The sequence below is a fragment of the Butyricicoccus sp. genome (assembly GCF_977037065.1).
Genome location: NZ_CDRQNY010000001.1, coordinates 42,340 through 68,219 on the forward strand (window position 1 = coordinate 42,340; position 25,880 = coordinate 68,219).

24 protein-coding genes, 2 tRNA genes and 1 other RNA gene are annotated in these 25,880 nt (G+C 55.2%); 19 read left to right on the forward strand and 8 right to left on the reverse strand.

Features of this window, described 5'->3' with window-relative positions:
* Window positions 1-8 precede the first annotated feature (8 nt).
* From ACWVX6_RS00205 to infC, 4 genes are all read right to left on the reverse strand, one after another.
* The gene (locus tag ACWVX6_RS00205; RefSeq protein WP_455152021.1) at window positions 9-1,268 is read right to left on the reverse strand and encodes a hypothetical protein; all 1,260 of its coding nucleotides are present in this window, start codon (window positions 1,266-1,268) and stop codon (window positions 9-11) included.
* 124 nt (window positions 1,269-1,392) lie between these two features.
* On the reverse strand, window positions 1,393-1,746 hold the full coding sequence (gene rplT / locus ACWVX6_RS00210; protein WP_110436155.1) for a 50S ribosomal protein L20: 354 nt from the start codon (window positions 1,744-1,746) through the stop codon (window positions 1,393-1,395).
* Between the two features lie 38 nt (window positions 1,747-1,784).
* The gene (gene rpmI / locus ACWVX6_RS00215) at window positions 1,785-1,988 is read right to left on the reverse strand and encodes a 50S ribosomal protein L35 (RefSeq protein ID WP_054327617.1); all 204 of its coding nucleotides are present in this window, start codon (window positions 1,986-1,988) and stop codon (window positions 1,785-1,787) included.
* Window positions 1,989-2,034: 46 nt separating this feature from the next.
* A complete protein-coding gene (infC, locus tag ACWVX6_RS00220; protein ID WP_118360706.1) occupies window positions 2,035-2,544 on the reverse strand; it encodes a translation initiation factor IF-3 in 510 nt (169 codons plus the stop codon).
* Window positions 2,545-2,939: 395 nt separating this feature from the next.
* On the opposite strand from infC, the gene ACWVX6_RS00225 reads away from it, so the two are divergent.
* Window positions 2,940-3,212, forward strand: a complete 273-nt coding sequence (locus ACWVX6_RS00225) for a DUF1292 domain-containing protein (RefSeq protein ID WP_117492244.1) — start codon at window positions 2,940-2,942, stop codon at window positions 3,210-3,212.
* Between the two features lie 74 nt (window positions 3,213-3,286).
* Window positions 3,287-3,481, forward strand: a non-coding RNA gene (gene ssrS / locus ACWVX6_RS00230) — 6S RNA.
* 162 nt (window positions 3,482-3,643) lie between these two features.
* Here the strand turns inward: ssrS and ACWVX6_RS00235 are convergent.
* Both ACWVX6_RS00235 and ACWVX6_RS00240 read right to left on the reverse strand, forming a co-directional pair.
* Window positions 3,644-3,811 (reverse strand): hypothetical protein, encoded by a 168-nt coding sequence (locus ACWVX6_RS00235; protein ID WP_188886020.1) that lies wholly within the window; start codon window positions 3,809-3,811, stop codon window positions 3,644-3,646.
* A gap of 2 nt (window positions 3,812-3,813) precedes the next feature.
* On the reverse strand, window positions 3,814-4,194 hold the full coding sequence (locus ACWVX6_RS00240; RefSeq protein WP_118646454.1) for a YkvA family protein: 381 nt from the start codon (window positions 4,192-4,194) through the stop codon (window positions 3,814-3,816).
* Between the two features lie 113 nt (window positions 4,195-4,307).
* On the opposite strand from ACWVX6_RS00240, the gene ACWVX6_RS00245 reads away from it, so the two are divergent.
* On the forward strand, window positions 4,308-4,541 hold the full coding sequence (locus ACWVX6_RS00245; RefSeq protein ID WP_118284956.1) for a helix-turn-helix domain-containing protein: 234 nt from the start codon (window positions 4,308-4,310) through the stop codon (window positions 4,539-4,541).
* Between the two features lie 412 nt (window positions 4,542-4,953).
* On the opposite strand, the gene ACWVX6_RS00250 is transcribed toward ACWVX6_RS00245, so the two are convergent.
* The gene (locus ACWVX6_RS00250) at window positions 4,954-6,186 is read right to left on the reverse strand and encodes an S-layer homology domain-containing protein (RefSeq protein ID WP_455152022.1); all 1,233 of its coding nucleotides are present in this window, start codon (window positions 6,184-6,186) and stop codon (window positions 4,954-4,956) included.
* A 143-nt stretch (window positions 6,187-6,329) separates the two neighbouring features.
* The gene (locus ACWVX6_RS00255; protein WP_455152023.1) at window positions 6,330-7,853 is read right to left on the reverse strand and encodes a YifB family Mg chelatase-like AAA ATPase; all 1,524 of its coding nucleotides are present in this window, start codon (window positions 7,851-7,853) and stop codon (window positions 6,330-6,332) included.
* A gap of 318 nt (window positions 7,854-8,171) precedes the next feature.
* On the opposite strand from ACWVX6_RS00255, the gene nifJ reads away from it, so the two are divergent.
* The 16 genes from nifJ to yfcE all read left to right on the forward strand — a co-directional run bounded on the left by nifJ (window position 8,172) and on the right by yfcE (window position 25,768).
* Window positions 8,172-11,732 carry a pyruvate:ferredoxin (flavodoxin) oxidoreductase gene (gene nifJ, locus ACWVX6_RS00260; protein WP_455152024.1) on the forward strand — a complete coding sequence of 1,187 codons (3,561 nt, stop codon included), beginning with the start codon at window positions 8,172-8,174 and terminating at the stop codon, window positions 11,730-11,732.
* A 388-nt stretch (window positions 11,733-12,120) separates the two neighbouring features.
* A complete protein-coding gene (locus ACWVX6_RS00265) occupies window positions 12,121-12,951 on the forward strand; it encodes a hypothetical protein (protein ID WP_455152025.1) in 831 nt (276 codons plus the stop codon).
* 12 nt (window positions 12,952-12,963) lie between these two features.
* Window positions 12,964-13,800, forward strand: a complete 837-nt coding sequence (locus ACWVX6_RS00270; RefSeq protein WP_455152026.1) for a hypothetical protein — start codon at window positions 12,964-12,966, stop codon at window positions 13,798-13,800.
* Between the two features lie 120 nt (window positions 13,801-13,920).
* Window positions 13,921-15,570, forward strand: a complete 1,650-nt coding sequence (locus ACWVX6_RS00275; protein ID WP_455152027.1) for an S-layer homology domain-containing protein — start codon at window positions 13,921-13,923, stop codon at window positions 15,568-15,570.
* Between the two features lie 116 nt (window positions 15,571-15,686).
* Window positions 15,687-16,724, forward strand: a complete 1,038-nt coding sequence (locus ACWVX6_RS00280) for a M42 family metallopeptidase (protein WP_455152028.1) — start codon at window positions 15,687-15,689, stop codon at window positions 16,722-16,724.
* Complete coding sequence (locus ACWVX6_RS00285) at window positions 16,721-17,743, forward strand: M42 family metallopeptidase (RefSeq protein WP_119189876.1); 1,023 nt, start codon at window positions 16,721-16,723, stop codon at window positions 17,741-17,743. The genes ACWVX6_RS00280 and ACWVX6_RS00285 overlap by 4 nt, the downstream gene beginning before the upstream one ends.
* Entirely contained in the window at window positions 17,740-18,744 is a 1,005-nt protein-coding gene (locus tag ACWVX6_RS00290) for a M42 family metallopeptidase (RefSeq protein WP_455152029.1), read from the forward strand. The genes ACWVX6_RS00285 and ACWVX6_RS00290 overlap by 4 nt, the downstream gene beginning before the upstream one ends.
* Before the next feature lie 280 nt (window positions 18,745-19,024).
* On the forward strand, window positions 19,025-19,849 hold the full coding sequence (locus ACWVX6_RS00295; protein ID WP_455152030.1) for a sigma-E processing peptidase SpoIIGA: 825 nt from the start codon (window positions 19,025-19,027) through the stop codon (window positions 19,847-19,849).
* 13 nt (window positions 19,850-19,862) lie between these two features.
* Entirely contained in the window at window positions 19,863-20,567 is a 705-nt protein-coding gene (gene sigE, locus ACWVX6_RS00300) for an RNA polymerase sporulation sigma factor SigE (RefSeq protein ID WP_118360717.1), read from the forward strand.
* A gap of 379 nt (window positions 20,568-20,946) precedes the next feature.
* Complete coding sequence (locus tag ACWVX6_RS00305; protein WP_455152031.1) at window positions 20,947-21,438, forward strand: N-acetyltransferase family protein; 492 nt, start codon at window positions 20,947-20,949, stop codon at window positions 21,436-21,438.
* A gap of 18 nt (window positions 21,439-21,456) precedes the next feature.
* Window positions 21,457-22,743 carry an amidohydrolase gene (locus tag ACWVX6_RS00310; RefSeq protein ID WP_455152032.1) on the forward strand — a complete coding sequence of 429 codons (1,287 nt, stop codon included), beginning with the start codon at window positions 21,457-21,459 and terminating at the stop codon, window positions 22,741-22,743.
* 12 nt (window positions 22,744-22,755) lie between these two features.
* Window positions 22,756-23,583, forward strand: coding sequence for a purine-nucleoside phosphorylase (locus ACWVX6_RS00315; protein WP_455152033.1), 828 nt, complete (start codon window positions 22,756-22,758; stop codon window positions 23,581-23,583).
* Between the two features lie 240 nt (window positions 23,584-23,823).
* Window positions 23,824-23,900 (forward strand) — tRNA-Pro (locus ACWVX6_RS00320).
* 26 nt (window positions 23,901-23,926) lie between these two features.
* Window positions 23,927-24,003: transfer RNA gene (locus ACWVX6_RS00325), tRNA-Pro, on the forward strand.
* Window positions 24,004-24,098: 95 nt separating this feature from the next.
* Entirely contained in the window at window positions 24,099-25,208 is a 1,110-nt protein-coding gene (gene mnmA, locus ACWVX6_RS00330; RefSeq protein ID WP_110436200.1) for a tRNA 2-thiouridine(34) synthase MnmA, read from the forward strand.
* Window positions 25,209-25,216: 8 nt separating this feature from the next.
* Window positions 25,217-25,768 (forward strand): phosphodiesterase, encoded by a 552-nt coding sequence (gene yfcE, locus ACWVX6_RS00335; protein ID WP_455152034.1) that lies wholly within the window; start codon window positions 25,217-25,219, stop codon window positions 25,766-25,768.
* The last annotated feature ends 112 nt before the right edge of the window (window positions 25,769-25,880 follow it).

Genomic DNA, 25,880 nt, shown 5'->3' on the forward strand with positions numbered 1-25,880 from the left:
CTCCATTTTCAATTCTCAATTTGCAGAATCTCCTCCGCAAACTGTCCCCGAACACCTTCTTTATCGGAGAGAAAATCATTCCACCGGAACAACCCTGTATGCGGATTCTCCGACAGCTTCCCATAAACCGAATAGGGCAGCAGCTGCGCCTGATACCTTGCACTCCAGCGCGGATACCGCTGCATAAAGCGTTCTGCAAGCCGATACGCCTGACAATCCTTATCCGCATCACGCGCGGGATTGAGCGCGCTGAGCTGTACGCCGCCGCCTCTGCAATCGGTTTTGCTAGGCGAGGGCGTAGAGTGCGCGATGACGATGCTGCCGTCTCGACAGGGACCGATGCACAGCCATACATGACCGTCCATGCTGAAGATATCGCCGGGACGGAACGAGGACGGCTCCTGCAGGCCGTTGCCGCAGTCCTGACGGGAAAGGGTACCCCAGGCTCTTTGGGCAAGCGTATGGGCAAACTCGGCGGCGGGCGTGACATAGCCGTCACAGTCGGAGACAGACGCACTCTCGGTATGCAGGGTATTGTACAGCGTCCAGCCGAGGTAGCCCGAGCAATCCAGACCGGAATAGCCGTACTGGTTCCAGCCGCCGGTCGGGTAGTAGCTGTGCGCGGGATTGCTGTCGTTGCGGTAAGTATAGCAGGCGTTCTGACAGTCGAAGAAGTCGATCCAGCTTTGCGGCAGGCCAATGTGCATGGCAGTATTGCCGGAGCCGGTATCCTGCCAGTTCCAGCCGCCGCCGTAGACGTACAGCGCGGTGCCGACGGGCATCAAGGCGGTTCGGAGCAGGTTCTGCAGCGTGCGCCGACCGGGAATGCCGTGAACCGGCGGATGGTACATCTGCGGAGCAGGCCGGATATACGCAGCACCGCCGAATACCTGTGCATAACTTCCGACGATCCGGCCGGTGAGAAAGCACGGCAGAATGACAGCGCCGCCGGCTCTTGTGCGGATTTCAAACACAGCGCGGCAGGGAAGGTGCATGCCGTCTACTGTGATGGAATTGCCGCTGACGGCATGGATTGCGCCTTGTGCGTCCGGACGGCTGAGAATGGCCTGTATTACCGTTCCCTGCCGGATGGTCAAATGATACGCCTGACCTTCTTGCAGGCGGTTCTGGATGGCGTATCGGCCTTTATCGCACACGGCATAGCAGCATACGCTGTCGTCCTGCCGAAACCGATGCGCAAACCGATCTTTATCCTCAGCACGGATGCAGCCGTAGCCCTGTACGCCTAAGTAAATGGATGGACCCATTTCATCACACTCCTTACCATCACAGTATAGGGCGGAGGAATGCGGAATATGAAAACAGCGTCCCAATCGGAACGCTGAATGCAAAAAACGAGCCTGTTTTCACAGACTCGTTTTTGTTATGCAATTAAAGTGCAGCCTTAGCCTTCTCAGCCAGTGCAGCGAATGCAGCCTGGTCGTTTACAGCCAGGTCAGCCAGCATCTTGCGGTTCAGGTCGATACCAGCCTTCTTCAGACCGTTCATGAAACGGCTGTAGTTGATATCGCAGGTCTTGCAAGCTGCAGAGATACGGGTGATCCACAGACGACGGAAGTCACGCTTCTTGTGCTTACGGCCGATGTAAGCGTACTTCAGGCTCTTCATTACGGCCTGGTTGGCTACACGGTAGTGGGTAGACTTGGAACCCCAGTAACCCTTAGCACGCTTCAGGATCTTCTTTCTTCTTTTACGGGTCATCATTGCGCCCTTAACTCTTGCCATTGTGTTTGCCTCCTATATGAAAGATGTTGTTTTCTAACTTACTTGTACGGCAGCAGACGCTTCAGCTGTGCTACGTTGGTAGAATCTGCGAAGCCTTCCTTGCGGAGGTGGCGCTTCAGCTTAGTGGTCTTGCCATGGCCGTTGAGCAGGTGGCGCTTGCCAACGTGACCGCGCTTGAACTTACCGTTCTTGGTAACGGAAAATCTCTTTTTTGCACCGCTGTGCGTTTTGATCTTAGGCATAAGGTTTTGCTCCTCTCTGAATTTGCGCTATATCTGCGCGTTGGTTTTACTTGTCCTTTGCGGGCGCCAGAAACATCAGCATCTGGCGGCCTTCGAGCTTGGGCTGCTTTTCTACCGTGCTGCACTCCGAGCACAGCTCCGCGAAGCGATGGAGCAGATCCTGACCAAGCGACGCGTGCGTGACCTCGCGGCCACGGAAGCGAACCGAAACCTTGACCTTGTTGCCGTCCTGCAGGAAGCGGCAAGCGTTCTTTACCTTGGTGTTCAGGTCGCCGATGTCGATATTAGGCGTCAGGCGAATCTCTTTGATCTCCACGACACGCTGATTCTTTCGCGCTTCCTTCTCGCGCTTTGCCTGCTCGAAGCGGAATTTACCGTAATCCATGATCTTGCAGACAGGCGGCTTAGCCTGCGGCGCGATTTTGACCAGATCCATGCCCTTTTCTACGGCGATATCCTGTGCCTGCTGAATAGGCAGAATGCCGAGCTGTTCGCCGTCGTCACCGATCAGACGAACTTCCTTGTCGCGGATCTCTTCATTGATTTGATGTTCCATGCTGCTGATTGGTAAGCACCTCCAAACGAAATCGGTTTAAGACAAAAAGAAAAAGGACTGATCGAATGACCGTCCTCCAGAATAAAATCGCAGAGCGCGCAAAGCGGCTTCTGTGCTTTATTGACCCGTTTGCTTCGCTGCGGGTGAGGACATGCCTTCTTCCTTGTTACCTCAACTACTATACCAGAATTAATTTGCAAAGTCAAGGCTTTATTTCATGTTTTTTAACTGGTATGATTATTACAGCAACAGACATACTATGATCGTGTAAAGTGTAGTGCTGAATGCACAACATAAGGCTTTACAAATACGTCATAATTTGTTATGCTTAATACAAGGGACAGGAAACACCTGATTGCTCCCCTTTACTATGAATTTAAGGAGGTGCCGGACCCATGAGCGAGGAATACGGCAATGATTTTGTAACCCTGATCGACGAGGACGGCAACGAGGTCGAGTTTGAGCATATCGACACCGTGGAATATAATGGCGTGACCTATCTGGCGTTTATCCCTGCAGAGATCTCCATCGAGGAGGATGCAGAGGTCGTTATCATGCAGATCGTTGAGGAGAACGGCGAAGAGCTGCTCGAGGCGGTCGAGGATGACGAGATCGCAGATGCAGTGTTCAACATCGTTATGGAACGCGCCGAGGCAGAGGAGGAGTAATTCTCCGGCCGATGGCATAAAATAAGAGTAAACAGCGCAGCTTCGTTATCGGAAGCAAAGCATTTTATTTCGGTAAGATCCTGCCCTGTTCGACAGCAGTCCTTTTTTAACCCACATTTTTAGTACGGGACTTCGGAAAGTTTTGATACTGAGCAGCAGGCCTCCCGGGTATACACGGAAGTTGGAAGCGCAGAGGTATCAAACAGAGGACCCACCTGCATGAGTCGTGCAGGTTACTAATTGGACTGCATCGGCAGGGTGGGGTTTTATTTTACCTATTTAATGTAATTAAAATTGATATTTTGGGTGGAGAGTTGAGAATGAAGAGATTGTGCAAGGTAGAAGTTAGGAGTGAGGAGGTAGGAGTGGGTTAAGAGGAAACGGCCGTAAATTGCATAATAAAAACCACCACGGAAACGTGGTGGTTTTTATTATTTCTTATTCTTTTTGGCATTTGCAAAATCTTTGCGCAGATTTCCTATTTTCTTATCCGCTCTTGCATCTTTGCCGTTTGGATTACGAATCGCTCCGGACGGTAAACCATGCTTCTTTTCAAACGCTCCTACTGTGCAATCACTTCTTGTTTTTCTTGTTGCCATAATTACATTCCTTTCCACTCTCTATAGGCTTGCAAATCATTATCCACTGCCTTAATCGCAATTCCAATAACTGCCGCATCGTCCAACAACCCAATCCCCGGAATACAATCTGGAATCAAATCAACCGGACTGAAAAAGTAAATCAATGCTGCAATAATGCCAATCACGCTTGCTAACGGAATTTCGGTATACTCTCCTTTAACATAATCGACAACGATCATGCACAACAGCGGAATATCTCCCAGCAACGAGCCTACAACTGGAATTGTATCCAGCTTTTTCAAGACTTTGCTGATGAATTCCAGTAGCTTATCTTCGTCGTGCAGCATTTCCTCTGCTTCAGATTTCTTACTCTCAAATGCAGCTTCAAAATCATACCACATACTTTTTCCTCCCGTCGTATATATTCCACCACTTTACATACACTATATCTCGAAACGAGATAGAAGTCAATATCCTGTTTCGAGATAAGTTAAGGTAAATGCGAGGTGGTCATATGGAGCACAACCGCATAAAAGAATTGCGCGAAGACAGGGATATCAAACAGCGTGAAATTGCCGCATATCTAAAGGTAGCGCAGAACACATACAGCAATTATGAAAACGGTGTGCGTGAATTTCCGTTGGAGATTCTGATTCTACTTTCTCGTTTCTATCAGGTCAATCTGGAATATTTGCTTGGATTGACCGATATACCGACACCGTTACCACCATCGAAACGACCAAAATAAAACACCCGAGGCATTAAAAATGCTTCGGGTGTTACGTTTTTGTCCGTGACGCGGGACTGGATGATTCCATTTTTATATGTTTCCTTTCAAAAAACAGGTATAAAAAAACCACGCGGCTGCTGTTTCTCTGCAAGCCCTGCGTGGAACCGATCAAAAAGTGCGGTTACTTTTCGCTCTGCGTCTTATGGTCATCACCAAAGATCAGATCGTCGATGTCCGGACGGTCGGGCTTCTGCGGAATAGAAAGTCTTCTCATGATGTCATGCCTCCTTACTAATGTACTCTATATATTATTATAGCATGTTATTCTAAAAATGCAAATAAAATTCCTGTAAAGTTACACAAATTTCACAAAAGATAAGGGGCGGCTAACGATAAGCCGTCCCTTCTTTTGCCATTTCGTATGTAGTGCTTAGCGGCCGAAGTAGCTGAAGTGCATGTAGTCGCGCTTGGTGCGCCAGCCGTTGCCGCCCCAGGTAAAGCCGTACTTGGTGAAGGCATTGTAAACATCGCCGCCCTCAGGGATGGAGTACGGATCAATATACGGCGTCCAGTGGGTGCCGCAGGTCGGAGACAGGGAACCGTCCGAGTTGATGGTAGCTTCCATGTTCTCGTCCGGGTTGATATCAACTGCGGTGCCCTGCGAGTGCTCGCCGGTGCGCCACGAGTAGCAGCCTACATCATAGATCGGGAACTTCTCGGAGCCGTTGAAGATCTCCTCAAAGATTGCCTGATAGATGGAAGCCAGCGAAGCGTTTACCTGCAGATAAGCCTTGGAGGCCACCTTGGTGCCGTCGGACTGCAGATGCCATACCGGAACCACGATCTCTACCATGTGAGCCTCAGCCTCAGCTGCGGACTGGTACTTGCCGTTGCCTGCGCCGTAAACGTAGGTCATCTTCTCAGCCTCGGTCTTCGGCAGACCAGTGATGGTGGTTGCGGCAGAGGTGGAAGAACCGGCGGTGGTCGGCAGGTTAGCGGAGCCATCAACCGCTGCAATCGGCGTCTTATCCGGCTTGAAGGCGGTGCAGAAGCGGTTTGCCATGATCAGCGCCTGCTCACGGGTGGTGGTGCCGGACGGAGCCAGAATGGTGGTGTCCGTGCTGGTATCGGTGATGCCGTTGATGACCGAATGATCGACCATGGTAACGACCGGCTGCATTGCGTAATCGCTGATCATGCTTACATCGGGGTAATCCTCGATGCAGGCATCACCTGCGATCTCGGTTGCTTCAATATCGGCAGCGGCGAGGATGTTGTCGAGTATGGTGCACATTTCCTCACGGCTGATCTTGGCATCCGGATCAAAGTTGCCGTTGGTGCGGCCGTTTACAATGCCGAGCAGGTAAGCTGCGGTGACATTGGGGTCCGAGCAGTCCTCGAACGGCTTTTTGCCCGAAACATAGACAGCCTTGCCGCTGACAGCCTTGTAGGCGTTCAGTGCAACGGCACAGAACTCTGCGCGGGTGATAGAGCCGGAAGCGGCACTGTTGGACAGGGACGAAGGTGCCAGACCGGCATTCTGCGCAGCGGCAACGCCTTCCTGCGCCCAGCTGGACACATCGGATAATGCTCCCGCGCTTGGCATGAGCATTGCGGCAGTCAGCGCAAGCATACCGGCACGGCGAGCGATAGGATGAGACATTGAATTTTTCCTCCTGACTGGTTGTTGGTTTGCCAATAAAACAAACCAGTATGTTAAAAAATAAAAACGAAATGGTCGAATTTAGACGAAATTACAGTAATTGTAAATTTATACACATAGTCCACAGACTTTTCCACAAGCTGTCAAGAACCCGCGGCTCTGTCGAGTGAACGGTACTGCAGAGCCTCGGCGAGATGCTCAGCTTCGATGACATTGCTGTCTGCCAGATCGGCGATCGTGCGGGCAACACGCAGTACGCGGTCATGCGCACGGGCGGTCAACCCCAGTCGCTGGAATGCGGCCGCAAACATACGAGACGCATCCGCGCTCAGCGGGCAGTGCTCGGCAAGCTGCGGCGGCGGAATCGCGGCGTTGCACACGTCGGCACCCTGTCGGGCATACTGCCGCTCGCGCGCGGCGAGCACACGGGCACGAATATCGGCGGAGTGTTCCTCGCTGGCCTGACCTCGTGCGGCAAGCGCGGCGTATTCAACCGGCTGCACAGCAACCTGCAGGTCGATTCGGTCGAGCAGCGGACCGGACAGACGGTGCAGATACTGCTGAACGGCGGCCTTGGTGCAGGTGCAGCGTTCCGTGCCGTACCAGCCGCATTTGCAGGGATTCATCGCGGCAATGAGCTGAAACCGTGCCGGATACGTCACCTGACCGGCGACGCGCGAGATGGTAACTCTGCCGTCCTCAAGCGGCTGGCGCAGGGTTTCGAGCACATCGCGGCGGAATTCCGGAAATTCATCCAGAAACAGCACACCGCGGTGCGCGAGCGTGATCTCGCCGGGGACGGGCAGCCGCCCTGCGGCACCCGAACCGCCTGCCATTGCGTTGGCCGAGGAATTATGATGCGGTGCACGGAACGGCCGTTCGGCACGTTCGACCGCCTCCTGTCCTCTGCCGATGGCGGACCAGACACGGATGACCTCCAGCCGTTCGCTGTCGGACAGCGGCGGCAGGATGGTGGAAAAGCGCTTTGCAGCCATGCTCTTGCCCGAACCGGGCGGTCCGGAAAGAAGCACGTTGTGTCCGCCTGCGGCCGCGATCTCGAGCGCGCGTTTGACCGCGTGCTGACCGAGAACATGTGCAAAATCCAGCGCATCGTCCTGCGGTTCGGGTCTGGGCGGAGGAGCACACGGCGTGAGCGGCTTTCTGCCGTTCAAATGTCCGAGCAGCTCATTTAATGTATGGATCGGAAACACCGTCACACCGGAAGCATAGGATGCTTCGGCGGCATTCATCGCGGGAACGAACACGGTTTTGAAACCGGCATCACGCGCGGCAAGCGCCATGGAAAGCGCACCGCAGACAGGCCGCAGCTCTCCGGTGAGGGAAAGCTCGCCGAAGAAGAGAGTGTTGTCGGGCGGTGCATCAATCTCGCCCGCTGCCGCCAGAATGGAAAGCAGAATGGGCAGATCGTAGGCTGTTCCTGCCTTTTTGGTGTCGGCAGGTGCGAGGTTGACGGTCAGTCGGGACACGGGCCAGTCAAAGGCACAGGCCTTTGCGGCGGCACGGACGCGCTCTCCGGCTTCGGATACCGCGCCGGTCGGCAGACCGACGACATCCAGCCGGGGAAGACCGCCGGAGAGGAAGCACTCGACGGTGACAATGTAGCCGTCAATGCCGCTCAGTCCTGCGGAGAATACGCGAGATACCATGCCGATCCCTCCGATACTTATGACATAACCATATAACTATACATCTAATACTATACTATGTGTCATCAGATTACGCAATAAAAAACACGGAAAAAACACAGAAACTCCATGATAAAAAGTTCGCATGCGTTTCGTAATACGAAACGGCTTATCAAAATTTGAAAAATAGTGCGGAAAATAGTACATTTACTGTTTACAACTTTGTGCGTGAGTGCTACAATGAAGGGGCAGGTAAGGCTTAGTTTAGGTTAAAATACACCAAAACGAGGGCTTTTAATTCCGATTGAGAATTATAATTTTTTATAGGAGGACATCAACATGGCAAGAAAGATGAAGTCCATGGACGGCAACACTGCGGCCGCGCACGTATCGTACGCGTTTACCGAAGTTGCGGGTATCTATCCGATCACCCCGTCCAGCCCCATGGCAGACAGCGTTGACCAGTGGGCTGCCGCAGGTCAGAAGAACATTTTCGGTACTACCGTTAAGGTAATCGAAATGCAGTCCGAGGCAGGTGCGGCGGGTACCGTACACGGCTCTCTGGCAGCAGGTGCGCTCACTACCACCTACACTGCTTCTCAGGGTCTTCTGCTGATGATCCCGAATATGTACAAGATCGCAGGCGAGCTGCTTCCGTGTGTATTCCACGTTTCCGCTCGTACCGTTGCATCTCATGCACTGAACATCTTCGGTGACCATTCTGACGTTATGGCTTGCCGCCAGACCGGTTTCGCTATGCTGGCTGAGACCAACCCGCAGGAGGTTATGGACCTTTCTGCAGTAGCACATCTGGCTACCATCAAGTCCCGTGTTCCGTTCATCAACTTCTTCGACGGTTTCCGTACCTCCCACGAGATCCAGAAGATCCAGGTTTGGGATTACGAGGATCTGAAGGAAATGTGCGACATGGATGCTGTTGAAGCATTCCGCAAGCGCGCACTGAACCCGGAGCACGCTATGATGCGCGGCTCTCACGAGAACGGCGACGTATTCTTCCAGCACCGCGAGGCTGCCAACAAGTTCTACGAAGCTGTTCCGGGCATCGTTGAGGAGTACATGGGCAAGGTAAATGCCAAGCTCGGCACCAACTACCAGCTGTTCAACTACTACGGCGCTGCTGACGCTGACCGCGTTATCATCGCTATGGGCTCCATCTGCGACGTTGCAGAGGAAGTTATCGATTACCTGAACGCACACGGCGAGAAGGTCGGCCTGGTTAAGGTTCGTCTGTACCGTCCGTTCCGTGCTGACAAGCTGATCGCAGCTATCCCGGAGACCGCTAAGAAGATCGCAGTCCTCGACCGCACCAAGGAGCCGGGCTCCCAGGGCGAGCCGCTTTACATGGACGTTGTTACCGCTCTGGCTGATGCAGGCATCACCGATAAGGTAGTAACCGGCGGCCGTTACGGTCTGGGTTCCAAGGATACGCCCCCGTCCTCCGTATTCGCTGTATACGAGGAGCTGGCTAAGGCAGAGCCGAAGAAGATGTTCACCCTGGGCATCAACGACGACGTTACCTACCTCTCCCTCGAGGAGAAGCCGGCACCGAACACCGCAGCAGAAGGCACGACCGAGTGCAAGTTCTGGGGTCTCGGCGGCGACGGTACCGTTGGTGCGAACAAGAACTCCATCAAGATCATCGGCGACCACACCGACAAGTTCGTACAGGCTTACTTCCAGTACGACTCCAAGAAGACCGGCGGCGTAACCGTTTCGCATCTGCGTTTTGGCGACAAGCCGATCCGTTCTCCTTACTACATCAACAAGGCTGACTTCGTAGCATGCCACAACCCGTCCTACATCACCAAGCACTTCCCGATCGTGCGTGACGTTAAGCCGGGCGGCGTATTCCTCATCAACTGCCAGTGGTCTCCGGAAGAGCTGAGCAAGCATCTGGCAGCTTCCGAGAAGCGCTACATTGCTAAGAACGACGTTCAGCTTTACACCATCAACGCGATCGACCTCGCTATCGAGATCGGCATGGGCAAGCGCACCAACACCATCCTGCAGTCTGCATTCTTCGCACTGGCTAAGGTAATGCCGAGCGAGCAGGCTATCCAGTTCATGAAGGACGCTGCTACCAAGTCCTACCTGAAGAAGGGCCAGGACATCGTTGATATGAACCACAAGGCTATCGACATCGGCGCTACCGCATACCAGAAGATCGACGTACCGGCTGACTGGGCTGACGCACAGGACGAGGCTGATACCCGCGATCTGCAGGGCCGTCCGGAAGTTGTCAAGATGGTCAAGGACGTTATGGAGCCGATCGGCCGCATGGACGGCGACTCCCTGCCGGTATCCGCATTCGCAGGCGAGCATGTTGACGGCTCCTTCGAGCACGGCGCAGCTGCTTACGAGAAGCGCGGCGTAGCAGTTACCGTTCCGCAGTGGAACGAGGCTACCTGTGTTCAGTGTAACCAGTGTGCTTACGTCTGCCCGCATGCTACCATTCGTCCGTTTGCACTGACCGAAGAAGAGGCTGCTGCTGCACCGGCTTCCACCAAGCTGGTTGACATCAAGGCAGGCAAGGGCAAGGGCGTTTACAAGTACACCATGGCTGTATCTCCGCTGGACTGCATGGGCTGCGGCGTATGTATCGGCGTCTGCCCGACCAAGTCCCTCAAGATGGTACCGCAGGCAGAGGAAGCTGCTCAGCAGGATGCATTCGATTACTGCGTAGCAAAGGTTTCCGAGAAGGCCGACATGATCTCCACGAACTCCGTAAAGGATTCGCAGTTCAAGAAGCCGCTGCTTGAGTTCTCTGGTTCCTGCGCAGGCTGTGCAGAGACCTCTTACGCCCGCCTGATCACTCAGGTTTGCGGCGATCGTATGTACATCTCCAACGCTACTGGCTGTTCGTCCATTTGGGGCGGCCCGGCTGCTACCTCCCCGTACACCGTTGATGCAAACGGCCACGGTCCGGCATGGGCTAACTCCCTGTTCGAGGATAACGCAGAGCACGGCCTTGGCATGTACTATGGTCAGGAAGCTCTCCGTGAGCGCCTGATCTCCAAGCTGGAAGTTATGGCTGGCTCTGAGAACGCTACCGACAGCTTCAAGAACGCTGTTAACAGCTTCATGGATACCAAGGACAACGGCGCTGCTAACGCTGAGCCGGCAAAGGCACTGGTTGCAGAGCTCGAAAAGGGCGCAGCAGCAGGCTGCCCGGACTGCAAGGATGTTCTGGCTCACAAGGAATACCTCGCTAAGAAGTCCGTTTGGATCTTCGGTGGCGACGGCTGGGCATATGACATCGGCTTCGGCGGTCTGGATCACGTTCTGGCATCCGGCAAGGACGTAAACGTTATGGTATTCGATACCGAGGTTTACTCCAACACCGGCGGACAGGCTTCCAAGGCTACCAACATCGGCGCTGTTGCACAGTTCGCAGCTTCCGGTAAGACCACCAAGAAGAAGAGCCTTGCTGAGATCGCTATGAGCTACGGCTACGTTTACGTTGCACAGGTAGCTATGGGCGCTAACCCGGCTCAGACCCTGAAGGCCATCGCTGAGGCTGAGGCTTATCCGGGCCCGTCTCTGGTAATCGGCTATGCTCCGTGTGAGATGCACTCCATCAAGGGCGGCATGACCAACTGCCAGGCTGAGATGAAGAAGGCTGTTGACTGCGGTTACTGGAACCTGTTCCGCTTCAACCCGCAGCTGGCTGACGAGGGCAAGAACCCGTTCATTCTGGAGTCCAAGGAGCCCAAGACCGAGGATTACCGCAAGTTCATGATGGGCGAGGCTCGTTACTCCGCACTGACCCGTTCGTTCCCGGATCGTGCAGAGGGCCTGTTCGAGCGTTCCGAGGTAGAGTCTACCAAGCGTTACGCTCACCTGAAGCGCCTGCAGGATCTGTACGCTCCCGAGGCGTAAGATCGCGCAAAACGCTTGCTGAAATAGCATAATAAATCCCGCAGAGGTTTTCTCTGCGGGATTTTTTTGCGTTTATTTCGTAACATACGCGAATTATATCCGATGTTAGACTTTACCATAGGGTGCGGCAAGGTGAATTGCCCGTCAGGGTAAGAGAAGGTGCCCTGGGTACGACCTCGGCGCACCGCCGGTAAATTCAGTTGCACACGCGCAATCGTAGGGGAGTGCTCCCGCACCACCGCCAACCGGGCGCAGACAAACGATTTTGCCGCTGCATGATACATTTCTGTTTCAAAATGTAAAGAGATATATCCTTTCGGAAAAATTTATGCTATACTGAAATCAATAAGACAGGCAGGACAATTGGATAGAGAAGGGCGGGATCATAATGAAAAAAGATCTGTTGAAACGTGTGGGAATGTTGACAGCGGCAACTGCTGCCTGTACAGCCGGTGTTTTTGGGGCGCTGGCGATGAATGGACTGCGTTACATGAGACCGACGGCGGACAACTGGTGGCTGCTGCCGTGGGTCGAACCGGCGGCAAGAATCGAACAGTCCGTCATGGATTTTCAGGATTCTTCTGCACCCAGCTATACCATTACCGGTTATGATGCACAGAATCGTGAGATTTGGTCGAGTACGACGTTCGGCAGGCTGACCTCGGTCGGCAGCAGCCGTTATGTGTACACCGGCAACACTGAAGCGCAGTATAATTGGGGAGAGGGTCGGCCAGCTGTGGTCTGGCAGTATGATGAACAGGGACGGCTCATTCGGGAGGAAATCCCGGGGGAGGCTGTAACGAACCTTTTTTATCACGGAAACGAGACAAAGCCTTATCTGGAGAAATCCTATAACGGTCAGAATGTTCAGCTTCTGCAGAAAACCACAGAAACAGACAGCAGTACCGGAAATACGATCACATTATGTATGTGGTATGAGGAGGACGGCACTTTTCAGATGAGGGTACGTTTTACCGAGGATGCGCACGGCAATACCATCAAGCGGGAGGTTACCGACGCGGACGGCGGGACAGAAACTTATGTCAACCGATGGATGTATGATGATGCCGCACGCACAGCCACCTGCGTGAATGGTGAATCGGGCATGACCGAGAAACATTGGTATGATGAGCAGGGACGCAGCATCAAGGACACATGGAGCAATGAAAACGGCAGACAATTTGAAACTACCACGACATACACAGATGTAACCCGCTGAGGAGGTGTTTGGGTGAAGCTGAACATTCTTAAACGAGCCGGAATGATAGCGGCGAGCACTGCGGTCTGCTGCGGTGCTGTTTTCGGCGGCTTATCGCTGAACGGACTGCGGTATGTCCGTCCGACAGCGGAAAACTGGACACTTCTGGCGTATATGCAGCCTGCTGCTCGGATTGAACAGCAAAAGACAACGCGCGTGATACCGGATGAGAAGGAATGGTCCTATCTCAGAATCACCGGCTACGATGCGCAGAACCGCGAGATCTGGTCGCTGAATTGCAAGCGTCCGTTCGGTGTGAGTTCCAGTGAACGAAAGGTTTACAGCGGCAGCAAAATGACATGGTATTCCACAACCTGCGGCGTAAAAACGGTTTCTTACACAGAGTATGACGAGCAGGGTCGTATCGTTCGCACGGAGGATGCGGACGGAATAGAGACTTACACTTATCGCGGAGACGAGAAAGAACCGTATCTGGAGCAGAGCTGCGACACAGCAGGCAACATGCAGTCACAGACAGTGTCGGAATACAATCCCAAAACCGGAGAAACGACCAGAACCAGCACGATTTTCGAGGGCGTGCTGACCGGCACATGGATCACGGTAAAGGATGCACGCGGTTCCATACTGCGCATGGAAAACAATGTGCATGATCCGAATTACGAAATGATGCAGGACAACGAGTGGACGTATGACGACGCCGAGCGCACCGCAGTCTGCGTCAGCGAGGATGGCGTAACCGAGAAAATATGGTATGACGAGCAGCAGCGCGTCCTGCGGGATGAATACTACACGCCGGACGGTATTCTGCAGACCTGCACCGTCAATGATTTTTTTGACATTACCCGATAAATCTGGGAACCTTTTGCAGACACCCAACGTCAAATACAATGTAGCGATCAGAAAACAGCGCGCGTAATATCCAAAACAAAGAAAAAACCACTGACCGCTGAATTAAAAGGAGGATTTTCTATGAAACGAACGATTGCAGCAATTTTGTCTGCGGCTATGCTGGTGACGGCGGCTGCGGCAGCGGAAGCGCCGAGCAGTTGGGCCAAGTCGGCGGTGGATACCGCGCGGAACGCGGGCATTGTGCCGGAGCAGGTCGATCAGGCGTACACGCAGAGCATCACCCGTGCGGATTTCTGCGCACTGGCGGCAGCGGTTTATCGCACCTGGGAAAAGAGCGGCAACGTAAAATCCGTCGAGAAAACCGCGGTCTCCTTCTCGGATACCAAGGACGAGGATGTGCTGCTCTGTGCGTCTCTGGGCGTGGTAAACGGTGTCGGCGGCGGAAAGTTTGCACCGCAGCAGAAGCTGACCCGTCAGCAGGCGGCAAGTATGCTGCACCGTCTGGGCAATCTGCGCAAGAATGCCAAGGACAGCGTGAAGGACCGTATGCCGCACGTTTTCGCGGACGGCGCGGACATTCAGGCGTGGGCACGCAGCGATGTGTACTGGGCGTACAACAGCGGCGTGATGAACGGCGTCAGCGGCAATCGTTTTGCACCGAATAACAGCTATACGCACGAGCAGTCCATCGCGACCATGCTGCGCCTGTATGATACCAAGTATGCTGTCAAGGACGACAGCACGAGCAGCACAGACAGCAAATATTATATCAATCGTGCGGTTGTCGGTCCGGGTGTTTCGCAGGTCTATCTGGAGGATGCAAAGGGCAATCGCCTGCTGACAGATTACAAGGATACCAAGGGTGAATTTTACGATATTGAGTTGTTCGGTGAGTGGGTCACGCTGCGAGAAACCGTGGCTTACAAGCATGATGTGCACAACATGAAGACCGGTGAAACACTGGAAAACTACGCTGTTAGCGGCACGGACGGCGAGCAGGCCGGCTGGCTGCGTCCGTCTCCGGAGAATGGCGGTGAGGTTTATGGAAAGGACCGCATTATCTATGCCGATGGCACAAGCAGCACGCAGACGTATGACGCGTTGACCGATTTCAAGGACGGCAAAGCAGTTGTCCGCGTGGACAGCAAGACCATTGCCGCAATTGACACCACTGGCAAGACCCTGTGGAGCATGAATTTTGCGTTTGACCACAGCAAGATGGCTGTTGAAATTCTGCTTGCTGGTGATGGCAAGGGTGACCGCTTTGTTGTTGTAAATCGGGACGGTTCCTCGTACACGATTATCGCAGGCGGCAAGCGCATCGCGTCCAGTTCTCGTGCGCTGCAGCTGAATCAGTACAGCGATACCTACATCGCCGCAGAATCGACCGGCTACTATGCGCTGTACAACTTTAAGGGCAAAAAGCTGACAAAGACCTATCAGAATGCGTTCGATGAGGTCGGTCAGAACATTTACAGCCATTGGATTAACGACAAGGAATACGAGTACATCCGCTGTGATGCGGACGGCACGAACAAGGTTCTGTTCCGCGTAAAGTGCCCGAACAGCCGTCCGGGCACACTGCCGACCGACGGTGCAGGCGTGTATGCGCTCCGCACGGATGAGCACACTATTACCTGCTTTGACCGCTTCGGCACGACGCTCGGCACCATCAAGAACGATGGTGCAATGACGCAGGAAATCACCTTTGAAAACGGCTGTGTCCGCGTAATGGATAAGCTGTACCTCCCGACCGGTGAGGAAATCTGATAAACACGAAAAAGGCACCGATTCGGTGCCTTTTTCATTTGCTGTGCCTTGTAACCGAGCAATGAAACGGTTATAATAGAACTTGTACGACAAAAGACGAAAAAGGAGGAATTTCCTTGCAGTTAGAACAAACGCTGCGGACGCTGTGCGCGCTGCCGGCGGTCAGCGGCTTTGAAATGCAGGCGGCAAAGGCCGTCGCGGAGCTGTTCCGCCCGTACTGCGACACCGTGGATACGGATAAGAACGGCAACGTGATCGGCAGCCTGTCCTGCGGTAAAGAGGGCGCGAAAACTGTCATGCTGGATGCACACCTCGACCAGATCGGCTTTCTCGTCACCGAGGTGCTGGACGGCGGCTTTCTGCGGTTCGCGCCGGTCGGCGGTGTGGACCCGCGCATGCTGCTCGGCGGCGAGGTGACCATTCTCGCGGACGAGCCGCTGTACGGCGTGGTATCCTGCATGCCGCCGCACCTGCTCAAAGCAGGTGAGCAGAACAAGGCCGTCCCCATCGACCAGATGGCAATCGACACCGGTCTGCTCGATGCCAAAAGCCGCATTCGCGTCGGCACGCCGATCGTGTTCGCGCAGCAGCCGATCAAGCTGGCGGGCGGTCAGCTTTGCAGCAAGTGCCTTGACGACCGAGCGGGCGTTGCCGCCATTCTGCTGGCGATGGAAAAGCTGCACGCGGCAAAGGACAAGCTGAAGTGCAATGTCGCAGTGCTCATCAGCACGCAGGAGGAGGTCACCGAGCTGGGTGCACAGACCGGCGCGTTTACGGTTCAGCCGGAGTACGCCATCGCGGTGGATGTGACCCACGGCAGAACGCCGGACGGTCCGTCGGACGGTGTGTTCGACCTCGGCAGCGGCGTGGCAGTCGGCATGGGACCGAACCTGCATCGCGGCTTTACCAAGGCGCTCATCAAGACCGCCAAGGCGAACGACATCGACTATACGCTTGAAATCATGGAGGGCAACACCGGCACGAATGCGTGGACGATGCAGATCGTCGGCCGCGGTATCGCAATGGGTCTGCTGTCCATTCCGGAAAAATACATGCATACGCCGGTCGAGGTTGTGAAGCTGTCTGATGTGCAGGCGGTTGCTGACCTGATGGCGGAATTTCTGCGCGGATTTGACGGGGAGGTGGGCGCATGATCGAACTGATGAAGCAGCTGTGCGCACTGCCGGGGCCGTCCGGCTGTGAGGATGCGGTGCGCGAGTTTGTGCTCGAGAAGGTAAAGCCGTTCGCAGACGAGATAAAGACCGATGCCATCGGCAACATTATGGTGTTCCGAAAGGGCAAAAAGGCGCTCGAGCGTCCGGTCGTTGTGTGCGCGCACATGGATGAGGTCGGCGTTATCATCAAGCAGATTACGGACGACGGCATGCTGAAGTTCGGCTTTGTCGGCGGCGTGGACCCGCGTGTTGTCATCGGCCGACCGGTTCGCTTCGGTGATGTGCAGGGCGTGATCGGCATCAAGGCAGTTCATTTGACAACTGCCGCAGAGCGCCGTACCATGCCCAAGACCAAGGATTTGTATATCGACATCGGTGCAGCGAGCAAAGCTGCCGCCGAGGACAAGGTTTCGCTTGGCGATTACGGCGTGTTCGACTCGGCGGTTGTCGAGTTCGGCGACGGTCTTATCAAGGCCAAGGCGATTGATGACCGCGTCGGCTGTGCTGCGCTCCTCAAGCTCATCGAGGACGAGCCGCCGATCGACACCTGGTTCTGCTTTACTGTGCAGGAGGAAGTCGGTCTGCGCGGTGCGGCAAGCATGGCGTATGCGCTCGATCCGGGATTTGCAATGGTGCTCGAGGGTACGACAGCTGCTGATCTCGCAGAGGTGGAAGGCGGCAAAGCCGTTTGCCGCGTACGCGGCGGTGTTGTTCTGCCGTTCATGGATGGCGCGACTATCTACGATGCGGAGCTGTTTGAACTTATGCGCAATGCCTGCGACAAGCGCGGCATCCGCTGGCAGACGAAAACGCGCGTAGCCGGCGGCACGGACGCAGGCCGTATCCACAAGAGCCGTGCAGGCGTGCGCGTGTGCGCGGCTGCGGCTCCGGTACGCTATATTCACTCGCCGTCCTCGGTGGCGGCAGTAGCTGACTGCGAAGCGGTGCTTTCCGCCGCACGCGCATTTCTGGAAGAACTCGGAGGGGACGACGAATGAGCAAGATTTTTGATTTATGGAACACGGTCGCGGGTGCATTCGGCCCTTCCGGCCGTGAGGATGCGGTTCGCGAAACCATCGCGGAGATTGCAGGCGCGTATATCGACGACGTGACGACGGACGCGCTCGGCAACCTTATCTGCCGCAAAAAAGGCGCAAAGAATGGCAAAAAGCTGTTGTTTGCCGCGCATATGGACTCTATCGGCGTGGTTGCCACCTATATTGAGGACAAGGGCTTTATCCGTTTTTCGCAGATCGGCGGCCTGTATGTCGGTGACCTGCTGAATATTCAGGTGAAGTTTGCCAACGGCACGCGCGGCGTGATCTCCTACGAGGAAAAGACGCCGCTTAAGGATTTGACGCTGGATAATCTGTTCATCGACATCGGCGCAAAGAACGCCGAGGAAGCGCGCAAGCTGGTGCAGATCGGTGATTTCGCTGTGTACGAAGCACCGCGGTTCGAGCAGAACGGCGTGCTGTGCGGCCCGTATCTGGACAACCGTATCGGCTGTGTGACGCTCCTGCTGATGATGGAGCAGTTGGCGGACAAGGAAATCGAGAACGACCTGTACTTCGTGTTTACGGCACAGGAGGAGGTTGGTCTGCGCGGCGCAGGCGCGGCAGCGTTCGCAGTTGAGCCGGATGCGGCTATCGCGGTGGATGTGACCGACACCGGCGACCTGCCGGAGATGAAGTCCGCGATGGCGGTCGAGCTGGGCAAGGGACCGGCAGTCAAGGTGATGGACCGTTCGGTTATCTGCACACCGGCGGTTGTAGATGCGCTCGAGCAGGCGGCGAAGGACTGCGGTGTATCCGCGCAGCGCGAAATCCTGCTGTGCGGCGGCACGGATACGTCGGCGCTGCAGAAGGCGCGCGCAGGCGTGCAGGCAGGCGCGGTCTCCATCCCGACTCGCTATATCCATTCTCCGAGCGAGCTGTGTGCGGTTTCCGATGTAGAGGACGCGGCAAAGCTGCTGACACAGTATGCACTCCAAAAATAATCGATAGAGTTACTGGGAATGTTGTAAAAACGACAGGTGACAAGCTGCCGATTTTGCAGTATGATAAAGACACAGCAAGGGGGCTGATACCGATAAAAGGTGCAGGACTCTTGCTGTTTTTTATACCCTTTCTCATTTCGACCACATCTTACTTACACACTACTCTTTGCCTGAAGCCGTTCTACCTTATGGTAGAGCGACTTCGGGCATTTTACGCTCTTTATTCGGCAAAACGCGCACGTTGTCCGTGCTATACTGAATCTTGTTCGGGAGGTGCGGTATGGTCGTCTATCTGGATGTGCTGTTTGCCGTCAACGCGCTGATGGATGGTGCAACACTGCTTGCGGCGGCTCGCTTAGGCGGCGTGCAGGTGCGGAAAATGCGGCTGTTTTTCTCAGCAGCACTCGGCGGCGGCTATGCCGTGCTGGGTGCGGTCTGGCCGGTGCTGACGCTTGCGCCGCTGCGCCTGCTTGCAGGACTGGGCCTGTGCATAGTCGCTTTCGGCAGAGAGCGGCACCTTGCGCGGCTGTGTGCACTGTACGGCGTAGTCGCGGCCTCGTTCGCCGGACTGGCGGCGGCGCTGAGTGCCGCAAGCGGCAGGAGGCTGCTGCTCTCGTGCGGGTACTACTTTGCGGTGCCGATACAGGTGCTCGTGCTGGCGGCAGCTGTCGGCTACGCGGCAAGCGGGATACTCCTGCGCGGAGACGCGAAGCACGGCGCGCTGCACCGCGAAACGGAAACGCTGACCATCTGGTTCGGCAATCGGCAGACCGCCGTGCGCGTGCTGCACGACACGGGCAACGACCTGACCGAACCGGTATCCGGAAAGCCGGTCGTGGTGCTCGAGCGCAAGGCCGCCGAGTGCCTGCTGGACACGAAACTGCCGTTCGGCAGTGCGTCCGCGCAGCTGACGGCTCTGCCGGAAAATCTGGCTGCACGCTGCGGTCTGCTGCCGTTTCACGCGGTCGGCACGGATGGCGGTCTGCTGCTGTATTTCCGGCCGGACAGCGTGCTGAGAGCGGACGGCACGGCACTCGACTGTGTGTGTGCAGTCAGCGCGGTCTCCATCGGACAGGGCGCGTACGAGGGACTTATCGGGGTGTGAAAGGGAGAGTAAAATGAAGCTTCTGCAGTGGTTAAAGACGATTTTACGGCGGTTTCGAGCGCAAGGTGTACATTATATCGGCGGCAGCGATGTTCTGCCGCCGCCGTTGTCTCCGGAGGAGGAGGCCGCTGCCGTGGAGGCGAACAGCGGGGGCGATGTTGCGGCGCGCAACTGTCTTATCGAGCACAATCTGCGGCTGGTGGTGTTCCTGGCGCGCAAGTTTGAGTCGAGCGGTGTGGGAACAGAAGATTTAATTTCTATTGGAACGATCGGACTCATCAAGGCGGTGAGCACCTACCGGAGCGACAAAAACGTCAAGCTGGCGACATATGCATCGCGGTGTATCGAAAACGAGATCCTCATGCATCTGCGCAAGATTGCCGGACGGCGGAGCGAGGTTTCCATCGACGAGCCGCTGTCCTCGGACTGGGATGGCAACGAGCTGCTGCTGAGTGATATTCTCGGCACCGAGCCGGACAGCGTCATGCGGCCGCTCGAGGACGATGTGGACAAAATGCTGCTGCATCGTGCACTGGGGCATCTGCCGCCGAGAGAGCGGCAGATCATCTCGCTGCGGTTCGGCATCGGCACGCCGAAGGCGCTGACGCAGAAGGAGGTCGCGGATTTGCTGGGTATCTCGCAAAGCTACATTTCAAGGCTGGAAAAGCGGATTATCGCGCGAATGCGAAAAGATATTTTGAAGTATTCGGCGTTTTAAGGCAATACCGCATAATTTCCGCAAAGCACCGCCGCTTTAATTGTGCGGTGTTGCCTTAAGAAAGAGTGAGGAGTGAAAAGTTGAGAGGGGAGAGAACGCAATGGGATATCGTTCGGCAAGTCGCAGATAATTCACAAATGCTGTGCAGAATATTCTCCAGTCCAACGAGTTGCGCGACACTGTCATGCATGCCGCGCTTGCGGAGAGTAACCCGCATGTGTAGCAGTAAGGTATCTGACGTTGCGTAGAGGTAGAGAAATGGGTGCACACTGTGCGCCCGCGCGGCGTCAGCGCGTTTCCTCGGTTTGCAGCCGATGCAACAGTTTTCTTTTCTCCTGCACTATGCTATAATAAGAGAAAACCCAAGGGATGAGATACCATGCAGATCGAAATTCGGCAGTACGAGCAGCGTGATGCGGCACAGGCAGCAGAAATTTGGAGCGAGGTCGTTGAGGACGGTAAAGCCTTTCCGCAGATGGAAAAGCTGGACGAGGTGACCGGTCATGCCTTTTTCACTGAGCAGACCTATACCGGCGTGGCGTACAATACGGAAACCGGTGAGTTGGTCGGTCTGTATATTCTGCACCCGAACAATGTGGGCCGCTGCGGTCATATCTGCAACGCCAGCTACGCCGTCAAAAAGACCGTGCGCGGACAGCATATCGGTGAAAAACTCGTTATACACTGCATGAAACAGGGGAAAACATGCGGATTCCGCGTGCTGCAGTTCAACGCCGTCGTCAAGAGCAACACGGGTGCGCTTGCGCTGTACAAAAGGCTGGGATTCACACAGCTTGGTGTGATTCCGGGCGGATTTTTGAACAAGGACGGCGAATATGAGGATATTATCCCGCATTACCATGTTCTGTAAAGAGAAAAGGAGAAAACAATGCTTTTTTGCAACATTGATCTGTTGGATGAGAATTTTGCGCTCAAACGCGGGCAGTACGTTGGCGTGAAGGACGGCAAGATCGCCTATATTGGTGACACCGAGCCGCAGGAGGACTACGGCGAACGCTACGATGGCAGACACCGTCTGCTGATGAGCGGCTTCTACAACGTCCACAGCCACGCGCCGATGACGCTGCTGCGCGGCTACGCGGAGAATCTGCCGCTGCAGCGCTGGCTGGGCGAGAAGGTATTTCCGTTTGAGGACAAGATCGATGACGAAGCGGCGTACTACGGCACGCAGCTTTCCATCGCGGAAATGCTGGCGAGCGGTACGGTTTCGTTCTCGGATATGTATTTCTTCTTTGACGGCATGATGCCCGCGATTCGCGAGAGCGGCATCAAGTGCAACCTCAGCCGCGGTCTGACCGTATTTGACGACAGCGACTACGAGAGCCTTGCCGCCTACAAGGACAATCTGCGCCTGCTGAACGAGTGGAACGGCGAGCTGGACGGCCGTCTGATCGGTGATCTGTGTATCCACGGCGAGTATACCTCGACACCCAAGGTGGTCGAGGCGGTAGCCGCTCACGCGAAGGACGCGGGTGCGCGTATCCACATCCACCTGTCCGAGACGCAGACCGAGCACGAGGAGTGCAAGCAGCGTCATGGCCTGACGCCGGCAGCGTACATGGAGGCGCACGGCATTTTCGATTCCCCGACCACGGCGGCGCACTGTGTCTGGCTGGAGGACAAGGATTTCGATATTCTCAAGAAGCACAATGTTTCAGTCGCCTGCTGTCCGGCGAGTAATCTCAAGCTGGCATCCGGCTACGCGAACATCCCGAAAATGCTGAAGAAGGGCATCAATATCGCGCTCGGCACAGACGGCGCAGCCTCCAACAACAACCTGAATATTCTGCAGGATATTTACCTGTTCGGCGTGGTATACAAGGGTTTCTATCACGATTCTACGCTGCTGACGCCTGCACAGGTGCTGCACACGGCAACGCGCGCCGGTGCGCTTTCGCAGGGACGCACGGACTGCGGCAAGCTGGCGGTTGGATATAAGGCTGACCTGTGCGTCATCGACACCGATACACCGCAGTTTACACCGATGACCGACGCCGCCTGCAACGTGGTCTATGCGGCTCAGGGCGCGGACGTTCGCCTGACCATGGTGGACGGCGAGGTGCTGTACCGCGATGGTGAATTCAAGACCATCGACATTGAAAAGGTAAAGGTGGAAACGCAGAAGCGCACGGATGCTATCCTGCGCCGGCTGTAAGGAGGGAGACCTATGCTGACAAAAGCAAATGTAGCGGAATCTGCAGCATATCTTAAGGAAAAGCTGCCGTTTGTGCCCGAAATCGCACTGGTGCTCGGCTCGGGCATCGGTCCGCTGGCTGATGAGGTGGAGAACCCGACGTATGTACCTTACGGCGAGATTCCGCACTTCAAGGTCTCCACCGCACCTGACCACGCAGGACGCATGGTATGCGGCACGCTGGCCGGACGCCGTGTTATCTGCATGCAGGGCCGTCTGCACGGTTACGAGGGCTACGCGCCGGACGAGGTGGCCTATCCTGTTTATGTGCTGAAAGAGTTGGGGGTGAAGGCGCTTGTCGTGACGAATGCCTCCGGCGGCATCAACACCGGCTATCATGCGGGCGATTTTATGCTGATCACCGACCACATCAACATGACCGGCAAAAGTCCGCTGACCGGCAAAAACGATCTTGAACTCGGTACTCGTTTTCCGGATATGACGTTCGCCTACAGCCATGAGCTCGGTGAAAAAGCCCTGCAGGCCGCTGCGGACTGCGGTCTTAAGCTGCATCAGGGTGTATACTGCGGCGTAAACGGCCCGCAGTTTGAGACACCGGCGGAGATCCGCATGTTCCGCACGCTCGGTGCGGATGCGGTCGGCATGTCCACCGTGTTCGAGGTCATTGCGGCCGCGCACTGCGGTCTGCCGCTCGTCGGTATTGCCATGATCACCAATATGGCGGCGGGCGTGCTTATGCAGCCGCTCTCGGGCGCTGAGGTCAATGAGACTGCCGAGCGCCGCGGCGCAGAGCTGCGCCGTCTGGTGGCAAGACTCCTTGAGATAATACCGCACAATTAAAGCTGCGGCGCTTTGCGGAAATTTTGAGTCCTGATGTCGTTGCGATTTCTTGCAATATGATAGTATTGCTGCAAAACCGCGCCTGATCAGCATGCAAAATTTACCCACAAATCGCTCTTGTTCAATTATGCGGCATTACCTCAAAAAAATTAACGAATATTTTTAGAAAAGTGTTGACAGAAAGCGATTTCTGCGATATACTAATAAAGCTGTCACGGGAAAACGTTGGCAGCTTGATTTCGAGGTGTGGCTCAGCTTGGTAGAGCGCTTCGTTCGGGACGAAGAGGCCGCAGGTTCAAATCCTGTCACCTCGACCACTTTTTCAAATCAAATAACAACATTTCGAGGTGTGGCTCAGCTTGGTAGAGCGCTTCGTTCGGGACGAAGAGGCCGCAGGTTCAAATCCTGTCACCTCGACCACAAAAACTCTGAAAACCACATGGTTTTCGGAGTTTTTTGCTATCTGATGAAAATTTTACTTACCACTTAATATATCGAAAGAGAGGACGGCATTGATGCAGAACGCAGAACAGAAGACCGCACTCATTGCGATGAGCGGCGGCGTAGACAGCTCGATCGCGGCTTACCTGATGCGGCAGGCGGACTTCCGCTGCATGGGCACGACCATGCGGCTGTACCGCAACGAGGATCTCGGCGCATGTAATTTCCGCACCTGCTGTTCGGAAAAGGATATCGAGGACGCAAGTGAGGTTGCGTTTCAACTGGATATTCCGTATGAGGTACTGGATTTTACACTGGATTTTCAGGAGAAGATCATCGGCAAGTTTGTCCGCACCTATGAGGCAGGCGGCACGCCCAATCCCTGCATTGACTGCAACCGCTTTATGAAGTTCGACAAGCTGCTGGATTTTGCCGAGCAGCACGGCCTGTATTACGTTGTCACGGGTCACTATGCCCGTATTGAGCAGGACGAACAGACCGGTCGCTGGCTGCTCAAAAAGGGCGTGGACGCGGGCAAGGACCAAAGCTATGTGCTGTACACAATGACGCAGCGGCAGCTGGCGCACACCAAATTTCCTCTGGGCGACCGCAACAAGCCGGAGATCCGCGAGCTGGCGGAGCAGCTCAGCTTCTGCAACGCACGCAAGCACGACAGCCAGGATATTTGCTTTGTGCCGGACGGCGATTATGTCAAGTTCATGGAGCAGTACACGGGCAAGCACTATCCGGCAGGCGATTTCCTCGATTTAGACGGCAAGCCGGTGGGAAAGCACAAGGGTGCTGTCCGCTATACCGTCGGTCAGAGACGCGGCCTCGGTCTTGCGATGGGTGAGCCGGTGTACGTCTGCGGCAAGGATATGGAGAAGAACACGGTTTCGGTCGGACCGGAGGCGGCGTTGTTCTCGGACACTGTGATCGTAGATGACATGAACTGGATTTCGATTCCGGAGCTGACCGAGCCAATCCACATCAAGGCGAAGATTCGCTACCGCCATGCGGAGCAGCCGGTGACGGTTTCTCCGATGGAGGACGGCCGTGTCAAGCTGGTGTTTGATGAGCCGCAAAGAGCCGCAGCGATCGGTCAGGCGGCGGTGCTGTATGACGGCGATGTAGTTGTCGGCGGCGGCACCATCGTGGACGTGCCAAAGCAGGCAGGCAAGTGAGGCGCGGCATGAAATTTCTCATTGCATCCGATATTCACGGCTCGGCGTACTACTGCGAACAGCTGCTGCAGTCGTTCGAGCGTGAGCAGGCTGCGCGTCTGCTGCTGCTCGGCGATATTCTTTACCACGGTCCGAGAAACGATCTGCCGCGCGATTACGCGCCCAAGAAGGTGATTGCCATGCTGAACGGCATGGCAGATACAATCCTCTGCGTACGCGGCAACTGCGACACCGAGGTGGACCAGATGGTGCTCGAATTTCCTATCCTCGCGGACTATGCCGTCCTGCCGATAGGAGAGCGGCTGGTGTATGTCACGCACGGACATCAATTCAACACGAAAACACCGCCTCCGTTGCGTAAGGGCGATGTGCTGCTGCACGGACATACGCATATCCCGGCATGGGAGCCGTTTGGCAGGGAAAACCTGTATCTGAACCCGGGTTCAGTGTCCATCCCGAAAAATGATACTGCACATGGCTATATGACACTCGAAAACGGCGTTTTTACATGGAAAACGCTGAGCGGCGAACCATATCATGAATGGAAAATGGAGAATTGAGAATGGAAAATGAAACGCAGGATGGTGTATCCCGCAGGGATAATTCTCCATCCTCCATTTTCAATTCTCAATTACTGCAATAAAAAAACCGAGGCTTTACGCCTCGGTTTTT